Genomic DNA, 19271 nt, shown 5'->3' on the forward strand with positions numbered 1-19271 from the left:
TGGCCATCAGCCTGGAGAAATCTGGCCGCCCATCAGGAGATCGGCGTGTCCGTTGACACAGGTGTTCTGACTAGCTTTGTGCGTTGCTACGCCTTAACAGCTAGAAAGGCGGTCAGCCGACCGCCGGGCACGACGTCGGCACTGGCCCTCGACGACGACCGAGAAATCGAAGGACCCACGTCCACCCCCATCGCGACCCATACCGCTCACCGCCGCCCAACTGTGCTGCTCCGAACCCGACCCCTAGCCCAGGGCCCCGGCGAGTTGATGTCTCGATGGGGTACGTTCGCAGACGTGACGCGCCGCAGGTAAGGAAAGCCAAGCCGCTGAAGACAGAAAGGCATGGTTCCCGAAGATCAGTGGTCTCTGAAGCCGCTTGATCCAAAGAGGAAACCTTGCCCGTCGCGCCATCATCGCTGATCGCCGCTGTCGACCATGAGCAGCTTGGGCCGGAGTTGCATGCGGAGCTACGCGGTTCGGGAACACCGTCAATGGCGAACGCGTGACCCGGCTGATGCGTCTGAACGACATCGCACCTCGCTAAACCGAACGGAAAGAGACTGTCGGGCCGTAATCGGTAGCTTCATCAGTCACGGTGACAAGGAATCTCCTGGCCGGAAATGCCCTCTCCAGTGCGGCGCTCCACATCTCGCCTATCCGTATCGCGAGCTCGGACAGGACTTGATACTCGGCACGCGATCGCGGTGCGATAACGTCCCACAAGTGCACGTGATTCACAACTGATTCGACAGCATGAGGGTCTCCCTTCAACTCACCAAACCAATTGTCAACCGCTTGCTCCTCGAAGAGAAATTTAAGAAACACGGCTCGTACGCCCACCGCACCGTCCTGGTGGGAGCGTCCGTACGGCCCGGAGACGACCTCTTCCTCACCGTCGACCACGACCTGTACCTCGGGCAGTCACCGCTCATGCCAGCCGAAATCGGCATCGACCACGAGTCAGCGGTCGGGCCGGGCAACCTCGAAGACCGTCTCGATGACAGCGACGACGCGCTCATCGGCGCGGCCCGCACCCAGATGCTCGCCTATCTGGCGCTGCGCTCCGCTCCCGCCTCGCAACTGCGCACTGTGCCCGTTTCCGCCGACCGCGCGTCCCGTCATCGGCGCTCCGGACTGACCACACCCCTAGAAGACGACGACCTCACCCGCGGCATGCGGGCCGAAGCCCGCGGAGTAGCGACCTACACCGAGCGGATGGCATCGGCGAACCGCACAGCGCTTCGAGCCTCAGCGCGGTGGCCTCGCTGCCATGCACCATCGGGTCGTTCCTCGCGGTGACCTCCCCCCGCGCCTTGTTGGATCACAGGTGACGATTGCGACAACCTCCGCCCACTCTACCGTCAGAGGTCTGAAGATAGGGGAACAGCCTGCCTGATCGAGGTTCCCGACCCATCGGTCGATCATGGCTGCCCTGCCCGGTGGTGACAAGAGGAGTTCCGTGCCGATCCCCGACTTTCAGACTCTGATGCGGCCCGTTCTGGAATTGCATGCCGACGGTATCGATCACGATTCTGCGGTGGTCGTCGCGTCGATGGCTGATCACTTCGAGCTGAGTGCGCGTATGGAGATGCCGCCCTCAGGCGGACAGAAGCTCTTCAACAACCGGGTCGCCTGGTCCATCACCGACATGGCGCAGGCCGGATTGCTGGAGCGACCCCGCCGGGGTGCCACTCGGATCACCGCCCGAGGTCAGAAGCTCTTGGCAGAGAACCGGGATCGGGTGGACATGAAGGTATTGAGCCAGTTCGCGGAATACCAGGAGTTCCGCACTCGGCGCCGTAAGCCCGACAAGCCGGCGGGCGAGCAGGACCTGTCCACGGCGGATGCGCCCCCGCTGGAGTTGATCCCGCAGCTCATCGCCGAAGCCCGCACGGCACTCGCCGATAAGCTGGTCGAACGACTTCGCCAGGCGCCGCCGCAGTTTCTGGAATATCAGCGACCGTCTCTACGGCCGATCCCTCGACGGTATTGAACTACACGTTCAAAGAGAGGAAGCTCACTTCATGAGCAACGCTGCTGTCACCTTTCGTCCGCGCTTGGGACGGCGTTTGATCACTTGTATTGCGCCCGTGGTGGGCATGGCTGCTGCTGCGGCCGTAGCCGGCGGATTACCACTCGCACTACGTGGCCTGCAGCTTCTTGGTGTGATGGCCCTTGGGGTTGCAGTAGGTGCTGTGCTCGCAATCCGAAACGCTATGGTTGGCATCACTTTCGCACCCGATCAAATCGTAGTCGTGAACGGATTCAAGACGATCCGTATACCCATCAATCAACTTGAACGCTTCGAGTGGTCGCAAGGCCTATATGTCGCATCGCATGGCGCAGGCGATTCGACGCTCACTCCTGTCGACGCATTCAACACCAGTACGAACCCGATGGCCGAACCAGAACACGGATATGAAGTATGGCGACAATTGGAGGCCTTGCGCACAAGTTCCGGTCCGGCACCAAAGCAGCCATCCGAGACGGACAACTAGCGGACGACGTGGTCGGGTGATTCAGCACTGGCCGATCACTTCCTCACCGCCCGCGCCGTCATCATCTGAAAGAATGGGCCGGGTGAGAATTCTGCTCAGCATCACCCCAACGAAGCCCTAGCAATCAACCGCTGAGGTCTCCATCAAAACCGGGGCGATTCAACCTGTTCCTGCGAACGTCCTTCGACAACGACCGCGGTGATGATGAGTCTGGCCTTGGACACAGGCCGGCTGTCGGCCGCCGAGGTTTCCTATGTCTTGAGACATGGGTTTCCTATGTCCTGAACCAGCACACTGAACCTTTTCAACCTAGGTGATGCGCCCTGGCGAGCAGGGGCGATGGAAGCCGACCCGAACTCGGGGTCAGGGTTGCCCGCGACGTCGCGACCAGGTAGCGGCTCGACGACATGGCCTCCGACCTGCGAGGACCGGTTGAAAACGTTTAATATGTCATCTTTGCCCGCGCGGGAAGTTCCTGGCGATCCTGCTCGGCCTAGCGACCGTGAATCGGCGAGGGCAGGGTGGCGATGGCACGACTGGTGAGGGTGCCGGTGGTGAGCCGGCAACCACGGGCATGTAGGACGTCCGGCTGTGTACAGATTGTCACGTTCGAGCGGTAGCCTCGGTGCACGTGGGCAAAGACGCATATGAACTCGCCGCGGAAGCCGCAGGCGCGCTGAAGGATCTTACCGGTGTCGACTCGTTCGACGTGGCTCTGGTGATGGGGTCGGGGTGGGTTCCGGCCGCTGACGCCATTGGGACGACGATCTCCGAGCATGCGGTGACCGAGTTGCCGGGCTTCGCGGCGCCGGCCGTGGCGGGTCACTCCGGCAAGATCCGAGCCGTCGAGACCGAGTCCGGTAAGAAGGCGCTCATCCTGATGGGACGCACACACCTCTACGAGGGCCGGGGCGTGGAGCCGGTCGTGCACGGTGTGCGTACCGCCGTCGCGGCGGGTGCCGGCACGGTGGTGCTCACCAACGCCGCCGGGGGCCTGCGGCCCGAGGTGCAGAGCGTCGGTGAGCCCGTGCTGATCAGCGATCACATCAACCTGACGGGGGCCAACCCGATCACCGGGGCGACCTTCATCGATCTGACCGAGGTCTACTCCAGGCGGCTTCGCGAGCTGGCCCGTGAAGTGGACTCGTCGCTGGCGGAGGGCGTGTACGTGGCCTTCCGGGGTCCGACGTACGAGACCCCGGCCGAAATCCGCATGCTTCGTACTCTTGGCGGCGACCTGGTCGGCATGTCCACCGTGCTGGAGGCCATCGCAGCACGTCAGGGCGGAGCCGAGGTTCTGGGCATCTCGCTGGTGACCAACCCGGGTGCGGGACTGGTCGGCGAGCCGCTGAACCACGCGGAGGTCCTCGAGGTCGGCAGGGCGACGGCGGCCAGGATGGGCGTCCTGCTGGCCAAGGTCGTCAACAAGCTCTGACGCCGTGACGGAAGCACGACGTCGTGGCGGAAGCTCTGACGTCGTGACGGAAGCTCTGACGTCGTGACGGCCGAATGTCCTACCGGTGCTCGGCGACGGGCTGAAGAGCCGTGGCACCTGCTCTTACGGCGCAGGCGAGCCGACGCTCGTGTAGCGCCTAACGGTGGCCGAGCCCGGACGGCGGGTACAGGATGACTCATTGAAATGCGAGCCAAAGGGCTGTGATGTCTGATCTCGTGCGGCGGGCTGAGGAGTGGCTGGCGCAGGACCCCGACCCTGAGACGCGAGCCGAGCTCCAGGAGATCCTCGACAGCGGTGACGCCGCCGAGCTTCAGGATCGTTTCGGGGCCAAGCTGGAGTTCGGTACGGCGGGCCTGCGGGGCGAGCTCGGAGCTGGGCCGAACCGCATGAACCGGGTGACGGTCATGCGTGCGGCGGCGGGGCTCGCCAGGCGGCTGGGAGCGGGCAAGCACGTCGTCATCGGGTACGACGCCCGGCACAATTCCGACGTCTTCGCCCGCGACTCGGCGGCGGTGCTCAACGGTGCCGGGCTGCGGGTCTCGTTGATGGCCCATCACTGGCCCACCCCGGTGCTGGCCTTCGCCGTGCGGCACCTGGACGCCGACGCGGGTGTCATGGTGACCGCGTCGCACAACCCGCCCCGGGACAACGGCTACAAGGTCTACTGGGGCGACGGCGCCCAGATCGTGCCGCCGCTCGACGAGGAGATCTCGGCGGCCATCGACGCCGTGGGCCGGGTGGACGGGCTCCCGCTCGGGGACGAGTGGGAGACGCTGAGCGACGCGGCGATCGTCGAGCCGTACCTGGCCGCGGTCAGCGCGCTGCCCTTGGGCGATGCCCGTGACCTGCGCGTCGTTTACACGCCGATGCACGGCGTCGGCGGCGAGGTGCTGCTGCGCGCCTTCACCACCGCCGGGTTCGAGAGCCCGTCCGTGGCCGAGGCGCAGTTCGAGCCGGACCCCGATTTCCCGACCGTCGCGTTCCCCAACCCGGAGGAGCCGGGCGCGATGGACCTCGCGCTGCAGATGGCCGAGAAGGTCGGCGCGGACCTGGTGATCGCCAACGATCCGGACGCCGACCGCTGCGCCGTGGGCGTGCCCATCCCGGACGGCGGCTTCCGCATGCTGACCGGTGACGAGGTCGGCGGCCTGCTGGGCGAGTACATCATCAACCACACCTCCAGCCCGGACCGGCTGGTGGCGGCCTCCATCGTGTCGTCCTCGCTGCTCGGCAAGATCGCGAGGGCGTACGGGGTCCGGCACGCCGAGACGCTGACGGGCTTCAAGTGGATCGTGAAAGCCGGGGACGGGCTCGTCTACGGGTACGAGGAGGCTCTCGGCTACAGCATCGGTTCCGACCAGGGCTTGCCCGTACGCGACAAGGACGGCATCGGCGCCGCGCTGACCGTCGCCGGCATGGCGGCCCAGGCCAAGCGCGAGGGCAGGACCCTCCTGGATCTGCTCGACTACCAGGCCGGGAAGTACGGCCTGCACGCGACGGCGCAGCTCTCCTTCCGGGTGGCGGACCTGTCGCTCATCGTGGACGCCATGGAACGGCTGCGCTCCGACCCTCCCCGGACGCTCGGCGGCCGGACCGTCCTGTCGACGGACGATCTCAGCATGGGCGCCGACGGCCTCCCGCCCACGGACGGGCTCCGCTACCGCCTCGACGGCGACGCCCGCGTGATCATCCGCCCCTCAGGCACGGAGCCCAAGCTGAAGTGCTACCTGGAGGTGGTCATCCCGGTCACCACCGACACCTCCACCGCCAGAGCCCAGGCCGTACACGACCTGAGCTCCCTCAAGTCCGACCTCTCCATGACCTTGGGTCTCTGATCCGCCTAGAGAGTGGGAAGCACCCGGGTGCCGCGATCAAAGGGGTGCCGAGTGGGTGCTCACTCGATCGCAGCGGCCTGGCTTGTTACGACAGGATGAGGGCGGCGATGAGCAGGATGAGGGCGGCGGCGATGGCGCCCAGGGCGGAGGGGGACCAGGTCGTGGTCAGGGGCTGCTTCTCGCCTTCGGCGCGGGACTTCTTCTCCGCCGTCTCGGTGAGCTGCTGAGCTACCCAGTCGGCGTGGGTGCGACCGGCCATGGCCTGCGCCGCCGCCTGCTCCGCCTTGGACACCTGCGGCTGGGTGCTCGGGTAGCGGCCACGGCCTGACCCGACGGGAACGCCGGCAGCCCCGCGCCGCGCGGCCTTGGCCCGCTCGCGCGCCGAGGACTGGGGCGACCAGCACCGCACGCTGTCGTCGCCCGACTCGATGATGATCGAGTGTGAGACGTGGATGCCGTCGACCGCCTTCCACGGGATGAAGACGTTGCGCAGCGGGTTGCGTACCAGGATGCCGTTCTCCTGGGGCAGGATGCCCGGCCGCAGGCAGCCGACGAACACCGTGGCGGTCAGCACGGCGAGCACCGCGCCGGCGACGAGAGCGGATGGGATGGTGCCGTTGGCGATCAGATCGACGGCGTTGAACGCGGCGAACGCCATCCACACCCAGCCGAGGACCCAGGCCATCGTGGACCGGAAGACTTGTGGCTTCACCGCTAGCTCACCGTACCTCTCCGTTCAGCAGGCGGTCACCACGTTAACGCCTCCGGCACAGTGCTCAAGCCTGCCACTTAAGCTGGGCGAAACCGGGCTTGATGACGCCGTTGATCAGTGCCAGCCGCTCGTCGAACGGGATGAACGCCGACTTCATGGCGTTGACCGTGAACCACTGCAGATCGTCCCACCCGTAGCCGAAGGTTTCGACGAGGTTGGCGAACTCCTGGGACACGCTGGTGTCGCTCATCAACCTGTTGTCGGTGTTGACGGTCACGCGGAAGTAGAGGCGGCGGAGCAGGCCGATGGGATGCTCGGCGAGCGACGAGGCCGCGCCGGTCTGGAGGTTGGACGTCGGGCACATCTCCAGCGGGATGCGCATGTCGCGGACGTACGCGGCGAGTCGCCCCAGCTTGGCGGTGCCGTCCGAGGCGACCTGGATGTCGTCGATGATGCGCACGCCGTGGCCGAGCCGGTCGGCGCCGCACCACTGGATGGCCTGCCAGATCGACGGCAGTCCGAAGCCCTCGCCCGCGTGGATCGTGAAGTGGGAGTTCTCCCGCTGCAGGTATTCGAAGGCGTCCAGGTGCCGGGTGGGCGGGTAACCCGCCTCGGCGCCGGCGATGTCGAACCCGGCCACGCCGACGTCGCGGTAGCGCACGGCAAGCTCGGCGATCTCCATGGAACGCGCCTGATGGCGCATCGCGGTGAGCAGCGCCCCGACGCGGATGTTCCGGCCCTCGGAGCCCGCCTTGAAGCCCTCAAGGACGGCCTCGACCACCTCGTCGAGGCTGAGCCCGCCGGAGGTGTGCAACTCGGGGGCGTACCTGACCTCGGCGTAGACGACGCCGTCGTTCGCCAGGTCCTCGGCGCACTCGGCGGCGACCCGCCTCAGGGCCTCCCGGGTCTGCATGACGCCGACGGTGTGGTCGAAGGTCTCCAGGTAGCGCTCCAGCGACCCGGAGTCGGACGCCTCGCGGAACCAGGTGCGCAGTTCGTCCGCGTCGGTCGTGGGAAGCCGGTCGTAGCCGGTCTCTCGGGCCAGGTCGATGATCGTCTGTGGTCGCAGGCCACCGTCGAGATGGTCGTGGAGGAGGACCTTGGGCGCCTTGCGGATCTCGTCAAAAGTGGGCTGCTGAGTCATCGAAACATCCTAAGGAGTCTTTGCGCCCATGATGGCCCACGGATCGCAGGAACCCCCGTCATCGGCCACAGGAGGACACCACGGTCATTCGTCGCGGTTCACGGTGTCGGGTGAGAAGGCGGGCAGGCACACGGCGATGTACTCCGCGCCCTCGGGGCCCACGGTGTAGCGGATCTTCTCGCCGGGGAGGCTGACGAACGCCTCGCCTTCGGAGGCCTCGGTCACGCCCTCGTCGTGCTCGACGACGACGGTGCCGTGCAGCACCAGGGTGTATTCGGTGAACTCGGGAGTCTGGGCCGGCTCCTCCCAGCCGGCCGGAGCGACCATGTGGGCGATCGACACCTGGTCGTCCCCACTGTTGACGCGGCCGACATACTCATCGATGATCTTGCCGCCTGGCACCGGGATGCGGGTCGCGCCCGCTATTTTGCGTACCACCCGGCCAGTCTAGTGAGCCATCGTCGCCGGGCTAGTGAGCGACATCGATGACCAGGCGTGATGGGTTCGACTGGTCGATGACCCGGAAGCCGGCGCGGTGGCGCAGGACGATGGCGATGGTCACGACGCCCTCGAAGTCACCGGCCTGCACGACGTTCCGCACGTTGGTGAGGTCGGGCTCCAGCACGGGGGTCCTCCCCCAGGTGGGCTTGCCGTCCTCGGTGTGGGCGGTGGCGGGGGTCAGCACGACCTGGAGGTAGGCCCCGCCCTTGATGTCGATGGGGTCTCCCGAGCCGTCCTGGACGAGCTGTTTCACCCAGTCGACCTTGTAGCCCGTCCGGTCGCCCTGGAGGTCGATGACCACCCGGTCGAACCCCTTGTGGCCAGCGAACCGCGCGCCCTTGACGACGGGCGGCTCGGCGGGGGTGCGTTTCACCTCGACCGGCTTGGTGGCCGTGGGCGGCGCCGGCTCGGAAGGGCCGGCCGACGGCGTGAGCGTCGCGGGCCCGGTGGTCGGCGTCGGCGGGGAGGACGTCTGGTCGGAAGCGGACGGCGAAAGGGAGACGATCGGGCTGGCGGGAGTGACCGTCACCTCGGACGGAGCACCCGGGGTCGTGCCGCAGGCCACGAGGAGCGCGAGGGGCACGAGTGCGACGGCGATCCTCTTCATGGCTCGGCACCTCCGCTGGTTTCGTCTACTCCTTTGATGGCGACAATGCCTCACCTGTTCGCGGGGAAACTCGGTATCCCGAAAATGTGTCCGATGTGCTCCCTTGAAACGGCGAGCCCTCCGGCGATCGCAGGCGCCGGAGGGCTCGTTCGAGGGAGCCACGCATTCGATGCACAAGCAAATAATGCGTGTGCATCTAATGAACGTGCATGCTATAGTGCGGTCATGAACGACCACGATGTCGTGGGTTCGTGGCGCGAGCTGCTGGCCCGGCATGCCACCACCTGGTGCGTCCTCGAGCGCGAGCTGGGCGAGAAGCACGGGCTGGGCGTGAGCGATTTCGAGGTCCTCGACCGCATGGCCGAGTCCGAGCACGGCAAGTACCGCGTTCAGGAGCTCGCGGACGAGGTCCATCTGAGCCAGAGCGCGCTGTCGCGTCTCGTATCACGCCTCGAGAAGGCCGGGCTGGTCTGCCGCAACATGTGCCAGGAAGACCGGCGCGGCGTCTTCGTCCAGATCACCGAGGCCGGCATCGACCGCCACCGCCAGGCGCTCCCCACCCACCGAGCCGTGTTGGGCGCGTCCCTGAACGACTGAGCGGCAGCGCCCGGCCACCGGGCTCCGGCCGCCCCCGAGCCGCTTGAAGAGGGATCACCGGCCGTACCCACTCGACGTGACCCCGGTCAGGCGGTGATCCTGTCGATCACCAGGGGAAGCAGGTCCGGGCCGGTGGTCTCCCCGACCTCGTAGGCCCCTTCCAGCGCTTCCAGGGCCCGGTCGAAGCGCACGTCGTCGTCGGCGTGCAGGGTCATGAGGGGCCGGCCCTCCTGGACAGTGTCGCCGGGCTTGGCGTGCAGCGTGATGCCCGCCCCGAAGGACACCGAGTCCTCCTTGCGCGCCCGCCCGGCGCCCAGGCGCCAGGCCGCGAGCCCGACCCCGTAGGCGTCCAGCCTGGACAGCACTCCCGACCCGGGCGCCGCGACCTGGATGCTCTCGGCCGCCTTCGGCAGCGCGGCGTCCGGGTCGCCGCCCTGAGCGGTGATCATGCGCCGCCAGGCGTCCATGGCCGACCCGTCCTTGAGCGCGGTCTCGGGGTCCTTGCCGGAGACACCGGCCGCGGCCAGCATCTCGCGCGCGAGCCGTACGGTGAGCTCCACCACGTCGGACGGCCCGCCCCCGGCCAGCACCTCCACCGACTCCTGGACCTCCAGGGCGTTGCCGACGGCGAGACCCAGCGGCCGGTCCATGGCCGTCAGCAGCGCGACGGTCGTGACCCCGTGGTCGGTGCCGAGGTCGACCATCGTACGGGCCAGCTCACGGGCCGTCTCGACGCTCTTCATGAACGCGCCCGAGCCCACCTTGACGTCGAGCACCAGCGCGCCCGTGCCCTCGGCGATCTTCTTCGACATGATGGACGAGGCGATCAGCGGGATCGACTCCACCGTGCCGGTGACGTCGCGCAGCGCGTACAGCTTCTTGTCGGCGGGCGCGAGCCCGTCACCGGCCGCGCACACGACCGCCCCAGCCTCACGCAGGACCCCGAGCATCTCGTCGTTCGACAGCGACGCCCGCCAGCCCGGGATGGACTCCAGCTTGTCCAGCGTGCCCCCGGTGTGGCCGAGACCCCGTCCGGACAGCTGCGGAACGTAGGCCCCGCACGCGGCCACCAGCGGGGCCAGCGGCAGCGTGATCTTGTCGCCCACGCCGCCCGTCGAGTGCTTGTCGGTGGTCACGCCGTCCAGCACCGACCAGTCCATGCGGGAGCCGGAGCGGATCATCGCCTCGGTCCACTGGCCGATCTCTCCGCGGCTCATCCCCTTGAGCAGGATCGCCATGGCGAGGGCGGACATCTGCTCGTCGGCGACCTCTCCGCGCGTGTAGGCGTCGACCACCCAGGCGATCTGCCCGGCGGAGAGCTCGCGGCCCTCCCGTTTGGTGACGATGACATCGATCGCGTCCATGAAGTTCAGGCTCCCCGAAATGATCGTCAGATGGGCAGGTGAGGCCGGTCAGGCGCCACGAGAGAGGTCGTCGGGACCGAAGGCGAAGGGCAGGAAACGGGCCATCGGCCACGGACCCTCCGGAGTCTCCACCATCAGGTCCGGGCCGCCGTGCTCGAAGAGGAGCTGCCGGCAGCGCCCACAGGGCATCAGCGGCTCGCCGTGGCCGTCAACGCAGGTGAACGCCACGAGCCTGCCGCCGCCCGACGCGTGGAGCGCTGAGACCAGCCCGCACTCCGCGCACAGCCCGACACCGTACGAGGCGTTCTCCACGTTGCATCCGGTCACGACGCGGCCGTCGTCGACCAGCGCGGCGGCCCCGACGGGGAACTTCGAGTAGGGAGCGTACGCGTGGGCCATCGCCTCGACGGCGTGCTCGCGCAGCACCTCCCAGTCGATGTCGTCGGCATCCCGGTTGAGGTCGTTCACGTGCTCTGTCCCCCTTGGTGGTCGTTCGTCACTTCGCCTGTCCCTTACGGTACGGAAGCCCGTCGGCGGCCGGCATGCGCAGCCTCTGGGAGGCCAGCGACAGCACCAGCAGCGTGGTCAGGTGAGGCGTGAACGAGGTGAACTGCTCGGGGACGGTGTCGGTCACCGCGAACACCGCGAACACCGCGATCGCGAAGACGCCGCTGATGAGCGCGGCACGGTTCTTCTGCAGCCTGACGAGCTGGTAGACCGCGACGGCGGCCAGGAGGATCGCCACGACGAGAAGCAGCGCATGGACCGACGTCCCGCCCTGGCGGAGCTGGAGCGCGTCGGTGTACCCGAAGAGCAGCGCGCCGCCCGCGAGGCCGCCGGGCCGCCAATTGCCGAAGATCATGGCGGCCAGGCCGATGAAGCCACGCCCGCCCGTCTGGCCCTCGCGGTAGATCCCGGACGCCACGATCGACAGGAAGGCGCCACCGAGCCCGGCGAGCGCACCGGAGATGACCACCGCGACGTACTTGTAGAAGTACACGTTGACGCCGAGCGACTCGGCCGCCACCGGGCGCTCACCGCACGAGCGCAGCCGCAGCCCGAACGCCGTACGCCAGAGGACGTAGAAGCTCAGCGGCACCAGCAGGATCGCCACGATGGTGAACAGCGAGACGTGCTGCGTCACGCCGCGGAGCACGCCGGCCAGGTCGGACAGGAAGAACACGTGGGTGTCCTCCAGGTCCTGCAGGGACCCGCCGATGCCGGGGATGCTGACGTCCGTGACCGGCGGGATGCGCGGCGACTGGGTCTCGCCGCCGCCCTTCATCCCGGTGAAGACCAGCTTGGAGAGGTACTGGGTGGCGCCCAGGCCGAGGATGTTGATGGCGACGCCGGAGATGATGTGGTCGACGCCGAAGGTGACCGTCACCAGCGCGTGCAGCAGCCCGCCCAGCGCGCCGCCGATCGCTCCCGCGATCACGCCGGCCCAGGGGTTGGCGAAGGCGATGGCCCCCCAGGCTCCGGCCCAGGTGCCGAGGATCATCATGCCCTCGAGGCCGATGTTGACCACGCCGGACCGCTCGGACCACAGGCCGCCGAGCGCGGCGAGGCCGATGGGCACCGCCAGGCCGATCGCCGCGCCGATGGTGCCGCCGGAGGTGATGTCGTTCGCTCCGGTCACCGTCCGGGCGACGGACATCATGAAGATCAGGGCGAGGACGCCCAGCAGGAGCACCTGCCAGCTCAGCCGGAAGCGGCGGACCTGGGGCGTCGCGGGAGGCGCCGCGGAGACCTCGGTGAGCGTCATACGGCCGCTCCTTCCTTGGGAGCGGGGTCACCCGGGGACAGCTGCCGGCTCACCCGGCGCTGTTCGGCCGCGATGCGGTACCGGTGGACCAGTTCGTAGGCGACGATGACCGAGAGCACGATGGTGCCCTGCATGATGATCACGATCTCCTTGGGGATGCCTTCGAGGTCGAGGATGTCCGAGGAGTTGTCGAGGTAGCTCCACAGCAGCGCGCCGATCGCGATGCCGACCGGGTTGTTGCGGCCGAGCAGGGCGATCGCGATGCCGGTGAAGCCGAGGCCGGTGGGGAAGTCCAGGCTGTAGGAGTACGACGCGCCCAGCAACTGCGGCATGCCGACCAGCCCGGCGGCCGCACCCGAGATGATCATCGTCAGCAGGACCATCTTCTTGACGTTGACCCCGCTGGCGACCGCGGCCGACTCGGACCTGCCGGTGGCCCGCATGTCGAAGCCGAAACGCGTCCAGTTGAACAGCACGTGGTACGCGACGCCCAGCAGGGCCGCGACGATGACGAACCCGAAGACCTTGGCCTGCGTGCCGGGGATGAGCGCGAGGCCGGGGAACTGGCCGGACGGCGGGATCGGCTTGGTGCCGATGTTGTTGCTGCCCGACACCGCGACGGCGAGGCGGTCGGTGGTGAGCAGCCAGGCCCCGAGCCCGGTCGCGATGGCGTTCAGCATGATCGTGGAGATGACCTCGCTGACGCCCCGGGTGACCCTGAGCAGTCCTGCCAGGGACGCCCAGAGGCCGCCGACGGCCACCGCCACCAGGACCGTGACCAGGACGTGCAGCGGCCCGGGAAGCACCAGCGCGCCGCCGACCGCGGCCGCGATCAAGGCGGCCAGGCGGTACTGGCCGTCGACGCCGATGTTGAAGAGGTTCATCCGGAAGCCGATCGCGACGGCCAGCGCGGAGATGTAGTACGTCGTGGCGAGGTTGATGATCATCACGATCGTCCGCGGCTGGGAGCCGTAGTCGACCAGCAGGTTCATCGTGTGCAGGGGTGCGCTGCCGGTGAGCTGCAGGATGATCGCGGTCACGATGGCGGCGAAGACGATGGCCAGCAGCGGGGCGGCGAGCGCCAGCAGACCTCCGAGTCTCACCCTGCCGAGCAGCCGGTCGGAGAAGGACGAGGTCATGCTTCCTCCCCGGCGTCGGTCGCCGCCGAGCCGCGGTGGTCAGGGGCGTCGGTCACCGCCGAGCCGCGTCGCTCAGGGGACGGACCGTCCCGGTCGTCGGTCACCTCGGGCTGCGCGGACGCGCCGCCCCCGGCACCGGTCACCTCAGGGTGCGCGGACGCGCCGCCCCCGGCACCGGTCGCTCCGGGAGCCGTGCTGTACGCGCCGTCCGTGGCGCCGGTCATGGCGGATCCGAGCCGCTCGGGGGTCACGTCGCCCGGGTCGACGTCGGCCACGATGCGGCCGCGCAGGATGACCTTCAGCGAGTCGGACAGGCCGATCAGCTCGTCCAGGTCCGCAGAGATCAGCAGCACGGCCAGCCCCGCGGCGCGCGCGGCCCGCAGGTGGTCCCAGATGGCGGCCTGGGCGCCCACGTCGACACCGCGCGTCGGGTGGGAGGCGATGAGCACGACGGGATCGCCGCTCATCTCCCGGCCGACGATCAGCTTCTGCTGGTTGCCGCCGGACAGGGCGGCGGCGTCCACGTCGATGCCCGGGGTGCGGACGTCGTACTCCCTGACGATCCGCTGGGTGTCGGCACGGGCGCCGGCCCGGTCGATCCACGGCCCCCGGACGTTGGGCTTGCGCGTCTGGTGGCCGAGGATGCGGTTCTCCCAGAGCGGGGCCTCCAGCAGCAGGCCGTGCCGCTGCCGGTCCTCGGGGATGTAGCCGATGCCGCCTTCGCGCCTGCGCAGGGTGGACCAGGCGGAGACGTCCGCGTCGCCCAGGGTGATCACGCCGTCGGCCGGGCGCATGCCCATGATGGCCTCGACGAGCTCGGCCTGGCCGTTGCCCTCGACACCCGCGATGCCGAGCACCTCGCCCTTGTGGATGTCGAACGAGACGTCCTCCACGACCGCCCGTCCCTCGCCGCCGCGCACCGTCAAGCCGCGTACGGACAGCGCCACCTGGTCGGTGACCGTGGACTCCCTCGTCTCGGGGCTGGGCAGCTCACTGCCCACCATCAGCTCGGCGAGCCGCCTGGCCGTGACGTCCTTGGGGTCGACGCTCGCCACGGTGGTGCCGCGCCGGATCACCGTGATCGCGTCGGCCACCGACAGCACCTCGTCGAGCTTGTGTGAGATGAAGATGATGGTGAGGCCCTGGCGGACCAGGCGGCGGAGGTTGCCGAACAGCTCCTCGACCTCTTGCGGCACCAGCACGGCGGTCGGCTCGTCCAGGATCAGGATGCGCGCGCCGCGGTAGAGGACCTTGAGGATCTCCACACGCTGCCGCGCGCCCACTCCGAGGTCCTCGACGAGCGTGTCCGGGCTGACCCCGAGGCCGTAGGCTCCGGAGATCTCCTGGATCTTCCTGCGTGCCTCGGCGAAGTCGATGCCGAGTCCGCGCCTGCGCGGCTCGCTGCCGAGGATGATGTTCTCCAGGACCGTGAGGTTGTCCGCCAGCATGAAGTGCTGGTGGACCATGCCGATCCCCGCGGCGATGGCGTCGGCCGGCGTACGGAAGCCGACCGGCGATCCATTGACGCGGATCTCGCCCTCGTCCGGCCGCTGCATGCCATAGAGGATCTTCATGAGCGTGGACTTGCCTGCGCCGTTCTCGCCGACGATGGCGTGAACGTGCCCGCCTCTCACGCTGAGCCGGATGTCACGGTTGGCGACGACCCCGGGAAATCTCTTGGTGATCCCCTGGAGCTCGACGGCGAGCTCGGTCGCGGTAGCCGAAGAAGTCGAAGTGCTGATGGCGGCCTCCTCCATGGCGGTGGCCTCGGTGGCGGGACGGATGCGCCTAGCGGGCGTGGCGGTCGGCACTGTCCATGCCGATGGCCTCGGAGGCCGAGCGGTGAACCGACAGTAATCCAAAGGGCCCGGTGGTATGGCCTCCGGGCCCCTTGGGATCAGCGAACTACTCGGCGGGAACCTTGATCTCGCCGTCGACGATCTTCTGCTTGTACTCGTCGAGCTTGTTCTTGATGTCGTCGACCTGGCCGCCGGTGGTGGAGAAGTCGACGCCACCCGCCTTGAGGTCGTAGGTCGTCGGGCCGGCCTTGACCGCGCCGTCGGCGAAGCTCTTCAGGAAGTCGAACACCGCGACGTCGACCTTCTTGAGCATGGAGGTCATGATGACGCTGCGAACGCTCTCGTCGGCCGTGAGGGCCTGGTCGGAGTCGACGCCGATGGCCAGGGCCTTCGCCGCCTTGGCCGCCTCGAAGACGCCGCCGCCCGAGCCGCCCGCCGCCTGGTAGACGATGTCGGCACCGGAGTCGTACATGCCCTCGGCCGCGGTCTTGCCCTTGGCCGGGTCGTTGAAGCCGCCGAAGTCCGGCGGCTGGGTGAGGTACTTCACGTCGATCTTGATGTCCGGCTTGACCGACTGGGCGCCCTTGGTGAAGCCCAGCTCGAACTTCTTGATCAGCGGCACCTGCACGCCGCCGACGAAGCCGATGTGGTCCTTCTTGGTCTTCATCGCCGCCGCGGCTCCGACCAGGAACGAGCCCTCGTTCTCTGCGAAGACCAGGTTGGAGATGTTCGGGCCCTGGGCCGCGTCATCGACGATCGCGAACTTGGTGTCGGGGAACTCGGCCGCGACCTTCTTGATCGCCTCGGAATAGGCGAAGCCCACCGCGATGACGGGGTTGTAGCCGCCCTGCGCGAGCAGGCGGAGCCGCTGCTCCTTCTGGGCGCCCGTCTCGCTGGAACCGGCCTCGAGCTCCTTGATGTCGGCCAGGCCGAGCTCGGCCTTGGCCTTCTCCAGGCCCGCGGCCGCGGCGTCGTTGAACGACTGGTCGCCGCGCCCGCCGATGTCGTACGCGAGGCCCACCTTGGCGCCGGCGGGCGCCGCCGAGGACGCGCTCGACGCGCCGGGCGTCGCGGTGTCGGTACCCGAGTTACTGCCGCCTCCACATGCCGCGGCGGCCATGAGCATGGCCCCTACCGCGGTCGTGGTGGCCAACTTGCTTGCATGATTGCGCAGCAAGGTGACTCCTTCCGTGTCTTCGCCGTCCAACTCGTGTGCACGCGCGAAGGAACGCACGGCAACCCTGCACGGAAGATAGTTGTTTGACCGGTGTTGGCCAAACCGGCACCCGGCTCCGAAACAGGTCCGTTATGCAGCTCACGCCACCCTGTGACCTGCGAAACCGCGGAGCATGGCGACGGGGACGCCGTTTCGGGCGTCCCCGTCTCACCCTCAGGCCCTCAGGCGGTCACCGGCTGGACGGCGTCCTCGTCGGCGGAGGTGCGGCGGCCCTCCCACAGCGCGGTGAGCGCCGTCGCCGCCATGACGCTGACTCCGACGCCGATGCAGCGCTCGTCGACGTCGAAGGTGCCCTGGTGGATGTCGATCTGGCGGCTCTCCCCCGGCGACCGCACGCCGAGCCGGGCGTACGCCCCGGGGACCGACTCGAGATACCACCCGAAGTCCTCCCCGCCCAGGGACTGCGGGGTCGGGACGGTGGCGTCGGGCCCGAGCACCTGGCCGGCCGCGTCGCGCAGCATCTGCACGCTGGTCGCCTCGTTGATGGTGGGTGGGACGCCGCGGACGTAGTTCATCTCGGCCTCCACCCCGTACGCGATCGCGACGGAGTCGAGCAGCGACTTGAACAGGTCGGGCGCCTCGTGCCACGCCTGCTCGTCGAGGCAGCGGATCGTGCCCTCGGCCAGGCCGTCGTCGGGGATGGCGTTGGCGACAGAACCGGCCTGGACCCGGCCCCAGACCAGCGACAGCGACGACCGGGGGTCGACACGCCTGCTCAGCGCGGCGGGCAGCTCGGTGACGATCTTGGCCAGGGCGAAGACGAGGTCGGCGGTCAGGTGGGGGCGGGCGGTGTGACCACCTGGGCCGGCGACGCGGACGCTGACCTTGTCGCAGGCTCCGGTGATCGGGCCGACGCGCAGGCCGAGACGGCCGACGTCGACCCGGGGGTCGCAGTGCAGGCCGAAGATGCGGTCGACACCGCTGATGCCACCGGCCTCCAGCACCCTCAGCGCCCCGCCGGGCATGACCTCCTCGGCGGGCTGGAAGATCAGGCGGACCCGCCCGGGGAGCAGGCCGGCCGCCGCCTGCTCGGCCAGGAACAGCCCGGTGCCGAGGACGATCGCGGTGTGGACGTCGTGGCCGCAGGCGTGGCACACGCCGGGGATGGTGGAGCGGTAGGAGACGTCCTTCTCGTCGGAGAGCGGCAGCGCGTCGATGTCGGCGCGCAGCGCGACGGTGGGGCCGTCTCCGCTGCCGATGTCGCAGATCAGACCGGTGCCACGCGGCAGGGGGGTGGGGGCGAGGCCGGCCTCGGCGAGCCGCGCGGCGATGCGCTCGGTGGTGCGGTGCTCCACGAATCCAAGCTCGGGATGGGCATGCAGGTCGCGCCGGAAGCCGATGATGGACTCGTTGTGAACGTTCAGGAACGCGTCGAGTTCCCCCCGTAGATCACGTGCCGGCATGACCGATCGCCCCGTTCGACGTTCTCAGATTGGTGGTGACGAAGCGGTCTTCCGCAAGCTCGACGATCGTCGCGTCCACGATGTCGTCAAGGGTGCCGCCTCCAGCGAGGATCGCGCGCTGACGCTCGCAGGAATTGCCCTGCTCCACGACGTCGGCGATGGTCGCCAGCTCGTCGGAACAGCCCAGCCTCTCGGCCACCGGGGCCAGCTCCCGCGTGAGCTCGTACAACATGTCGCGCATGGGCGCGGTGGAACCGTGGTCGTCGGTGATGACGTCCGCGTCGAGCCCGTAGCGGGTGGCGCGCCACTTGTTGTCGCGCACGACCCACGGCGCCGGGTGCGGCAGCCGATATCCGCGATCCAGCTGCTGGTCGAACTGCTGCACCAGACACTGCGAGAACGCCGTCACCATGCCGACCTCTCTCAGGGTCGGTATACCGTCGAACATTCGAATCTCAATCGTGCCGAAGTCAGGATGTGGCCGGATGTCCCACCACACCTCTTTGATGCTTTTGATGGTCCCCGCACGCTTCAGGGTGTCCATGTACTCCTCGAACCCGGCCCAGTCCGCCAGCATCTGCGGCGGACCCGCCGTGGGCAGTGCGCCAAAAACGATGGCCCGACTGGAGGCGAGTCCGGTGTCTTGCCCGCCCCAGTACGGGCTGGAGGCCGTCAGCGCCAGGAAATGCGGCAGGTAGGCCGCAAGTGCGTTGACGATGGGGATGACTTTATCCCTTTCCCGCACCCCGACGTGGACATGTACGCCAAATGTTTGGATACGCCATGCCAGCCACTGCATCTCTTCGACAAGCTCGGTGTATCTCTGGACCGGCGCGTAGACGGCCTCGCGCCAGTCGCTGATGGCGTGCGTACCCGTGCAGGCGAGGTCCATCCCGCGCTGCTGGACCACCTCGCGGACGCGGTCGATGGTCGTCCGCAGATCGTGGACGGCTTCCGACGCGGTGTGGCAGACATCGGTGATCACTTCGAGCTGGGACTGCATGAGCTCGTGCATGACCTTGGGGCGAGGGATCTCGCTCAGCTCGGGAATGGCCTCCAGAACCTGGCGCGCATCCTGCCGTAGCCTGCGAGTGTGCCTGTCGACAAGCTGGAGTTCCCACTCGACGCCCAGTGTCGGGCCGCGCGAAGGATTGAACTCGATTGCCACAGCACGCCTCCATGAGCAATGGTCTCAGGGCGGGTTTCCACCGGGT

At 68.2% G+C, this 19271-nt stretch carries 18 protein-coding genes; 6 read left to right on the forward strand and 12 right to left on the reverse strand.

Translation table 11 applies throughout. The features are described from left to right. Positions 1 to 753: 753 nt before the first annotated feature. The 5 genes from ABD810_RS36530 (at position 754) to ABD810_RS36550 (ending at position 5789) form a co-directional block, all read left to right on the forward strand. Positions 754 to 1299 (forward strand): hypothetical protein, encoded by a 546-nt coding sequence (locus ABD810_RS36530; RefSeq protein ID WP_344951879.1) that lies wholly within the window; start codon positions 754 to 756, stop codon positions 1297 to 1299. A 160-nt stretch (positions 1300 to 1459) separates the two neighbouring features. After that, complete coding sequence (locus ABD810_RS36535) at positions 1460 to 1993, forward strand: winged helix-turn-helix domain-containing protein (protein ID WP_344951882.1); 534 nt, start codon at positions 1460 to 1462, stop codon at positions 1991 to 1993. A 31-nt stretch (positions 1994 to 2024) separates the two neighbouring features. Continuing rightward, positions 2025 to 2498 carry a hypothetical protein gene (locus ABD810_RS36540; RefSeq protein WP_344951885.1) on the forward strand — a complete coding sequence of 158 codons (474 nt, stop codon included), beginning with the start codon at positions 2025 to 2027 and terminating at the stop codon, positions 2496 to 2498. 631 nt (positions 2499 to 3129) lie between these two features. Then, positions 3130 to 3933, forward strand: a complete 804-nt coding sequence (locus ABD810_RS36545) for a purine-nucleoside phosphorylase (protein ID WP_344952582.1) — start codon at positions 3130 to 3132, stop codon at positions 3931 to 3933. A 224-nt stretch (positions 3934 to 4157) separates the two neighbouring features. Continuing rightward, a complete protein-coding gene (locus ABD810_RS36550; protein WP_344951888.1) occupies positions 4158 to 5789 on the forward strand; it encodes a phospho-sugar mutase in 1632 nt (543 codons plus the stop codon). A gap of 85 nt (positions 5790 to 5874) precedes the next feature. Here ABD810_RS36550 and ABD810_RS36555 read toward each other — a convergent pair whose 3' ends face one another. From ABD810_RS36555 to ABD810_RS36570, 4 genes are all read right to left on the reverse strand, one after another. Beyond that, positions 5875 to 6501 carry a hypothetical protein gene (locus ABD810_RS36555; protein WP_344951890.1) on the reverse strand — a complete coding sequence of 209 codons (627 nt, stop codon included), beginning with the start codon at positions 6499 to 6501 and terminating at the stop codon, positions 5875 to 5877. Positions 6502 to 6565: 64 nt separating this feature from the next. Further along, positions 6566 to 7645, reverse strand: coding sequence for an adenosine deaminase (locus ABD810_RS36560; RefSeq protein ID WP_344951893.1), 1080 nt, complete (start codon positions 7643 to 7645; stop codon positions 6566 to 6568). An 84-nt stretch (positions 7646 to 7729) separates the two neighbouring features. Next, a complete protein-coding gene (locus ABD810_RS36565) occupies positions 7730 to 8083 on the reverse strand; it encodes a cupin domain-containing protein (RefSeq protein WP_344951895.1) in 354 nt (117 codons plus the stop codon). Between the two features lie 31 nt (positions 8084 to 8114). After that, the gene (locus tag ABD810_RS36570; RefSeq protein ID WP_344951897.1) at positions 8115 to 8753 is read right to left on the reverse strand and encodes an AMIN-like domain-containing (lipo)protein; all 639 of its coding nucleotides are present in this window, start codon (positions 8751 to 8753) and stop codon (positions 8115 to 8117) included. A 225-nt stretch (positions 8754 to 8978) separates the two neighbouring features. Between ABD810_RS36570 and ABD810_RS36575 the strand changes: the two genes are divergently transcribed. Continuing rightward, the gene (locus tag ABD810_RS36575; protein ID WP_344951900.1) at positions 8979 to 9350 is read left to right on the forward strand and encodes a MarR family winged helix-turn-helix transcriptional regulator; all 372 of its coding nucleotides are present in this window, start codon (positions 8979 to 8981) and stop codon (positions 9348 to 9350) included. An 86-nt stretch (positions 9351 to 9436) separates the two neighbouring features. Here ABD810_RS36575 and ABD810_RS36580 read toward each other — a convergent pair whose 3' ends face one another. From ABD810_RS36580 to ABD810_RS36615, 8 genes are all read right to left on the reverse strand, one after another. Further along, a complete protein-coding gene (locus ABD810_RS36580) occupies positions 9437 to 10714 on the reverse strand; it encodes a thymidine phosphorylase (protein WP_344951903.1) in 1278 nt (425 codons plus the stop codon). A 48-nt stretch (positions 10715 to 10762) separates the two neighbouring features. Next, positions 10763 to 11182 (reverse strand): cytidine deaminase, encoded by a 420-nt coding sequence (locus tag ABD810_RS36585; protein WP_344951905.1) that lies wholly within the window; start codon positions 11180 to 11182, stop codon positions 10763 to 10765. A 28-nt stretch (positions 11183 to 11210) separates the two neighbouring features. Continuing rightward, positions 11211 to 12479 carry an ABC transporter permease gene (locus tag ABD810_RS36590; RefSeq protein WP_344951908.1) on the reverse strand — a complete coding sequence of 423 codons (1269 nt, stop codon included), beginning with the start codon at positions 12477 to 12479 and terminating at the stop codon, positions 11211 to 11213. Continuing rightward, positions 12476 to 13618 carry an ABC transporter permease gene (locus ABD810_RS36595; RefSeq protein WP_344951911.1) on the reverse strand — a complete coding sequence of 381 codons (1143 nt, stop codon included), beginning with the start codon at positions 13616 to 13618 and terminating at the stop codon, positions 12476 to 12478. The genes ABD810_RS36590 and ABD810_RS36595 overlap by 4 nt, the downstream gene beginning before the upstream one ends. Beyond that, a complete protein-coding gene (locus tag ABD810_RS36600; RefSeq protein ID WP_344952584.1) occupies positions 13615 to 15375 on the reverse strand; it encodes an ABC transporter ATP-binding protein in 1761 nt (586 codons plus the stop codon). The genes ABD810_RS36595 and ABD810_RS36600 overlap by 4 nt, the downstream gene beginning before the upstream one ends. Positions 15376 to 15523: 148 nt before the next feature. Further along, entirely contained in the window at positions 15524 to 16594 is a 1071-nt protein-coding gene (locus tag ABD810_RS36605) for a BMP family lipoprotein (RefSeq protein ID WP_344951914.1), read from the reverse strand. Between the two features lie 221 nt (positions 16595 to 16815). Beyond that, positions 16816 to 18057 (reverse strand): amidohydrolase, encoded by a 1242-nt coding sequence (locus tag ABD810_RS36610; RefSeq protein WP_344951917.1) that lies wholly within the window; start codon positions 18055 to 18057, stop codon positions 16816 to 16818. Beyond that, a complete protein-coding gene (locus tag ABD810_RS36615) occupies positions 18044 to 19225 on the reverse strand; it encodes a glutamate--cysteine ligase (protein WP_344951920.1) in 1182 nt (393 codons plus the stop codon). Before ABD810_RS36615 ends, ABD810_RS36610 begins: the two co-directional genes overlap by 14 nt. Between the last annotated feature and the right edge of the window lie 46 nt (positions 19226 to 19271).

The sequence above is a fragment of the Sphaerisporangium flaviroseum genome (assembly GCF_039537005.1).
In the GTDB taxonomy this organism is placed as follows: Bacteria; Actinomycetota; Actinomycetes; order Streptosporangiales; family Streptosporangiaceae; genus Sphaerisporangium; species Sphaerisporangium flaviroseum.

Excerpts from the sequence above, each read along its gene's own strand:
- ABD810_RS36595 (WP_344951911.1), bottom strand. The coding sequence starts at position 13,618 with ATGACCTCGTCCTTCTCCGACCGGCTGCTCGGCAGGGTGAGACTCGGA.
- ABD810_RS36580 (WP_344951903.1), bottom strand. The coding sequence starts at position 10,714 with ATGGACGCGATCGATGTCATCGTCACCAAACGGGAGGGCCGCGAGCTC.
- ABD810_RS36540 (WP_344951885.1), top strand. The coding sequence starts at position 2,025 with ATGAGCAACGCTGCTGTCACCTTTCGTCCGCGCTTGGGACGGCGTTTG.
- ABD810_RS36570 (WP_344951897.1), bottom strand. The coding sequence starts at position 8,753 with ATGAAGAGGATCGCCGTCGCACTCGTGCCCCTCGCGCTCCTCGTGGCC.
- ABD810_RS36600 (WP_344952584.1), bottom strand. The coding sequence starts at position 15,375 with ATGGAGGAGGCCGCCATCAGCACTTCGACTTCTTCGGCTACCGCGACC.
- ABD810_RS36575 (WP_344951900.1), top strand. The coding sequence starts at position 8,979 with ATGAACGACCACGATGTCGTGGGTTCGTGGCGCGAGCTGCTGGCCCGG.
- ABD810_RS36590 (WP_344951908.1), bottom strand. The coding sequence starts at position 12,479 with ATGACGCTCACCGAGGTCTCCGCGGCGCCTCCCGCGACGCCCCAGGTC.
- ABD810_RS36550 (WP_344951888.1), top strand. The coding sequence starts at position 4,158 with ATGTCTGATCTCGTGCGGCGGGCTGAGGAGTGGCTGGCGCAGGACCCC.
- ABD810_RS36560 (WP_344951893.1), bottom strand. The coding sequence starts at position 7,645 with ATGACTCAGCAGCCCACTTTTGACGAGATCCGCAAGGCGCCCAAGGTC.
- ABD810_RS36530 (WP_344951879.1), top strand. The coding sequence starts at position 754 with ATGAGGGTCTCCCTTCAACTCACCAAACCAATTGTCAACCGCTTGCTC.
- ABD810_RS36610 (WP_344951917.1), bottom strand. The coding sequence starts at position 18,057 with ATGCCGGCACGTGATCTACGGGGGGAACTCGACGCGTTCCTGAACGTT.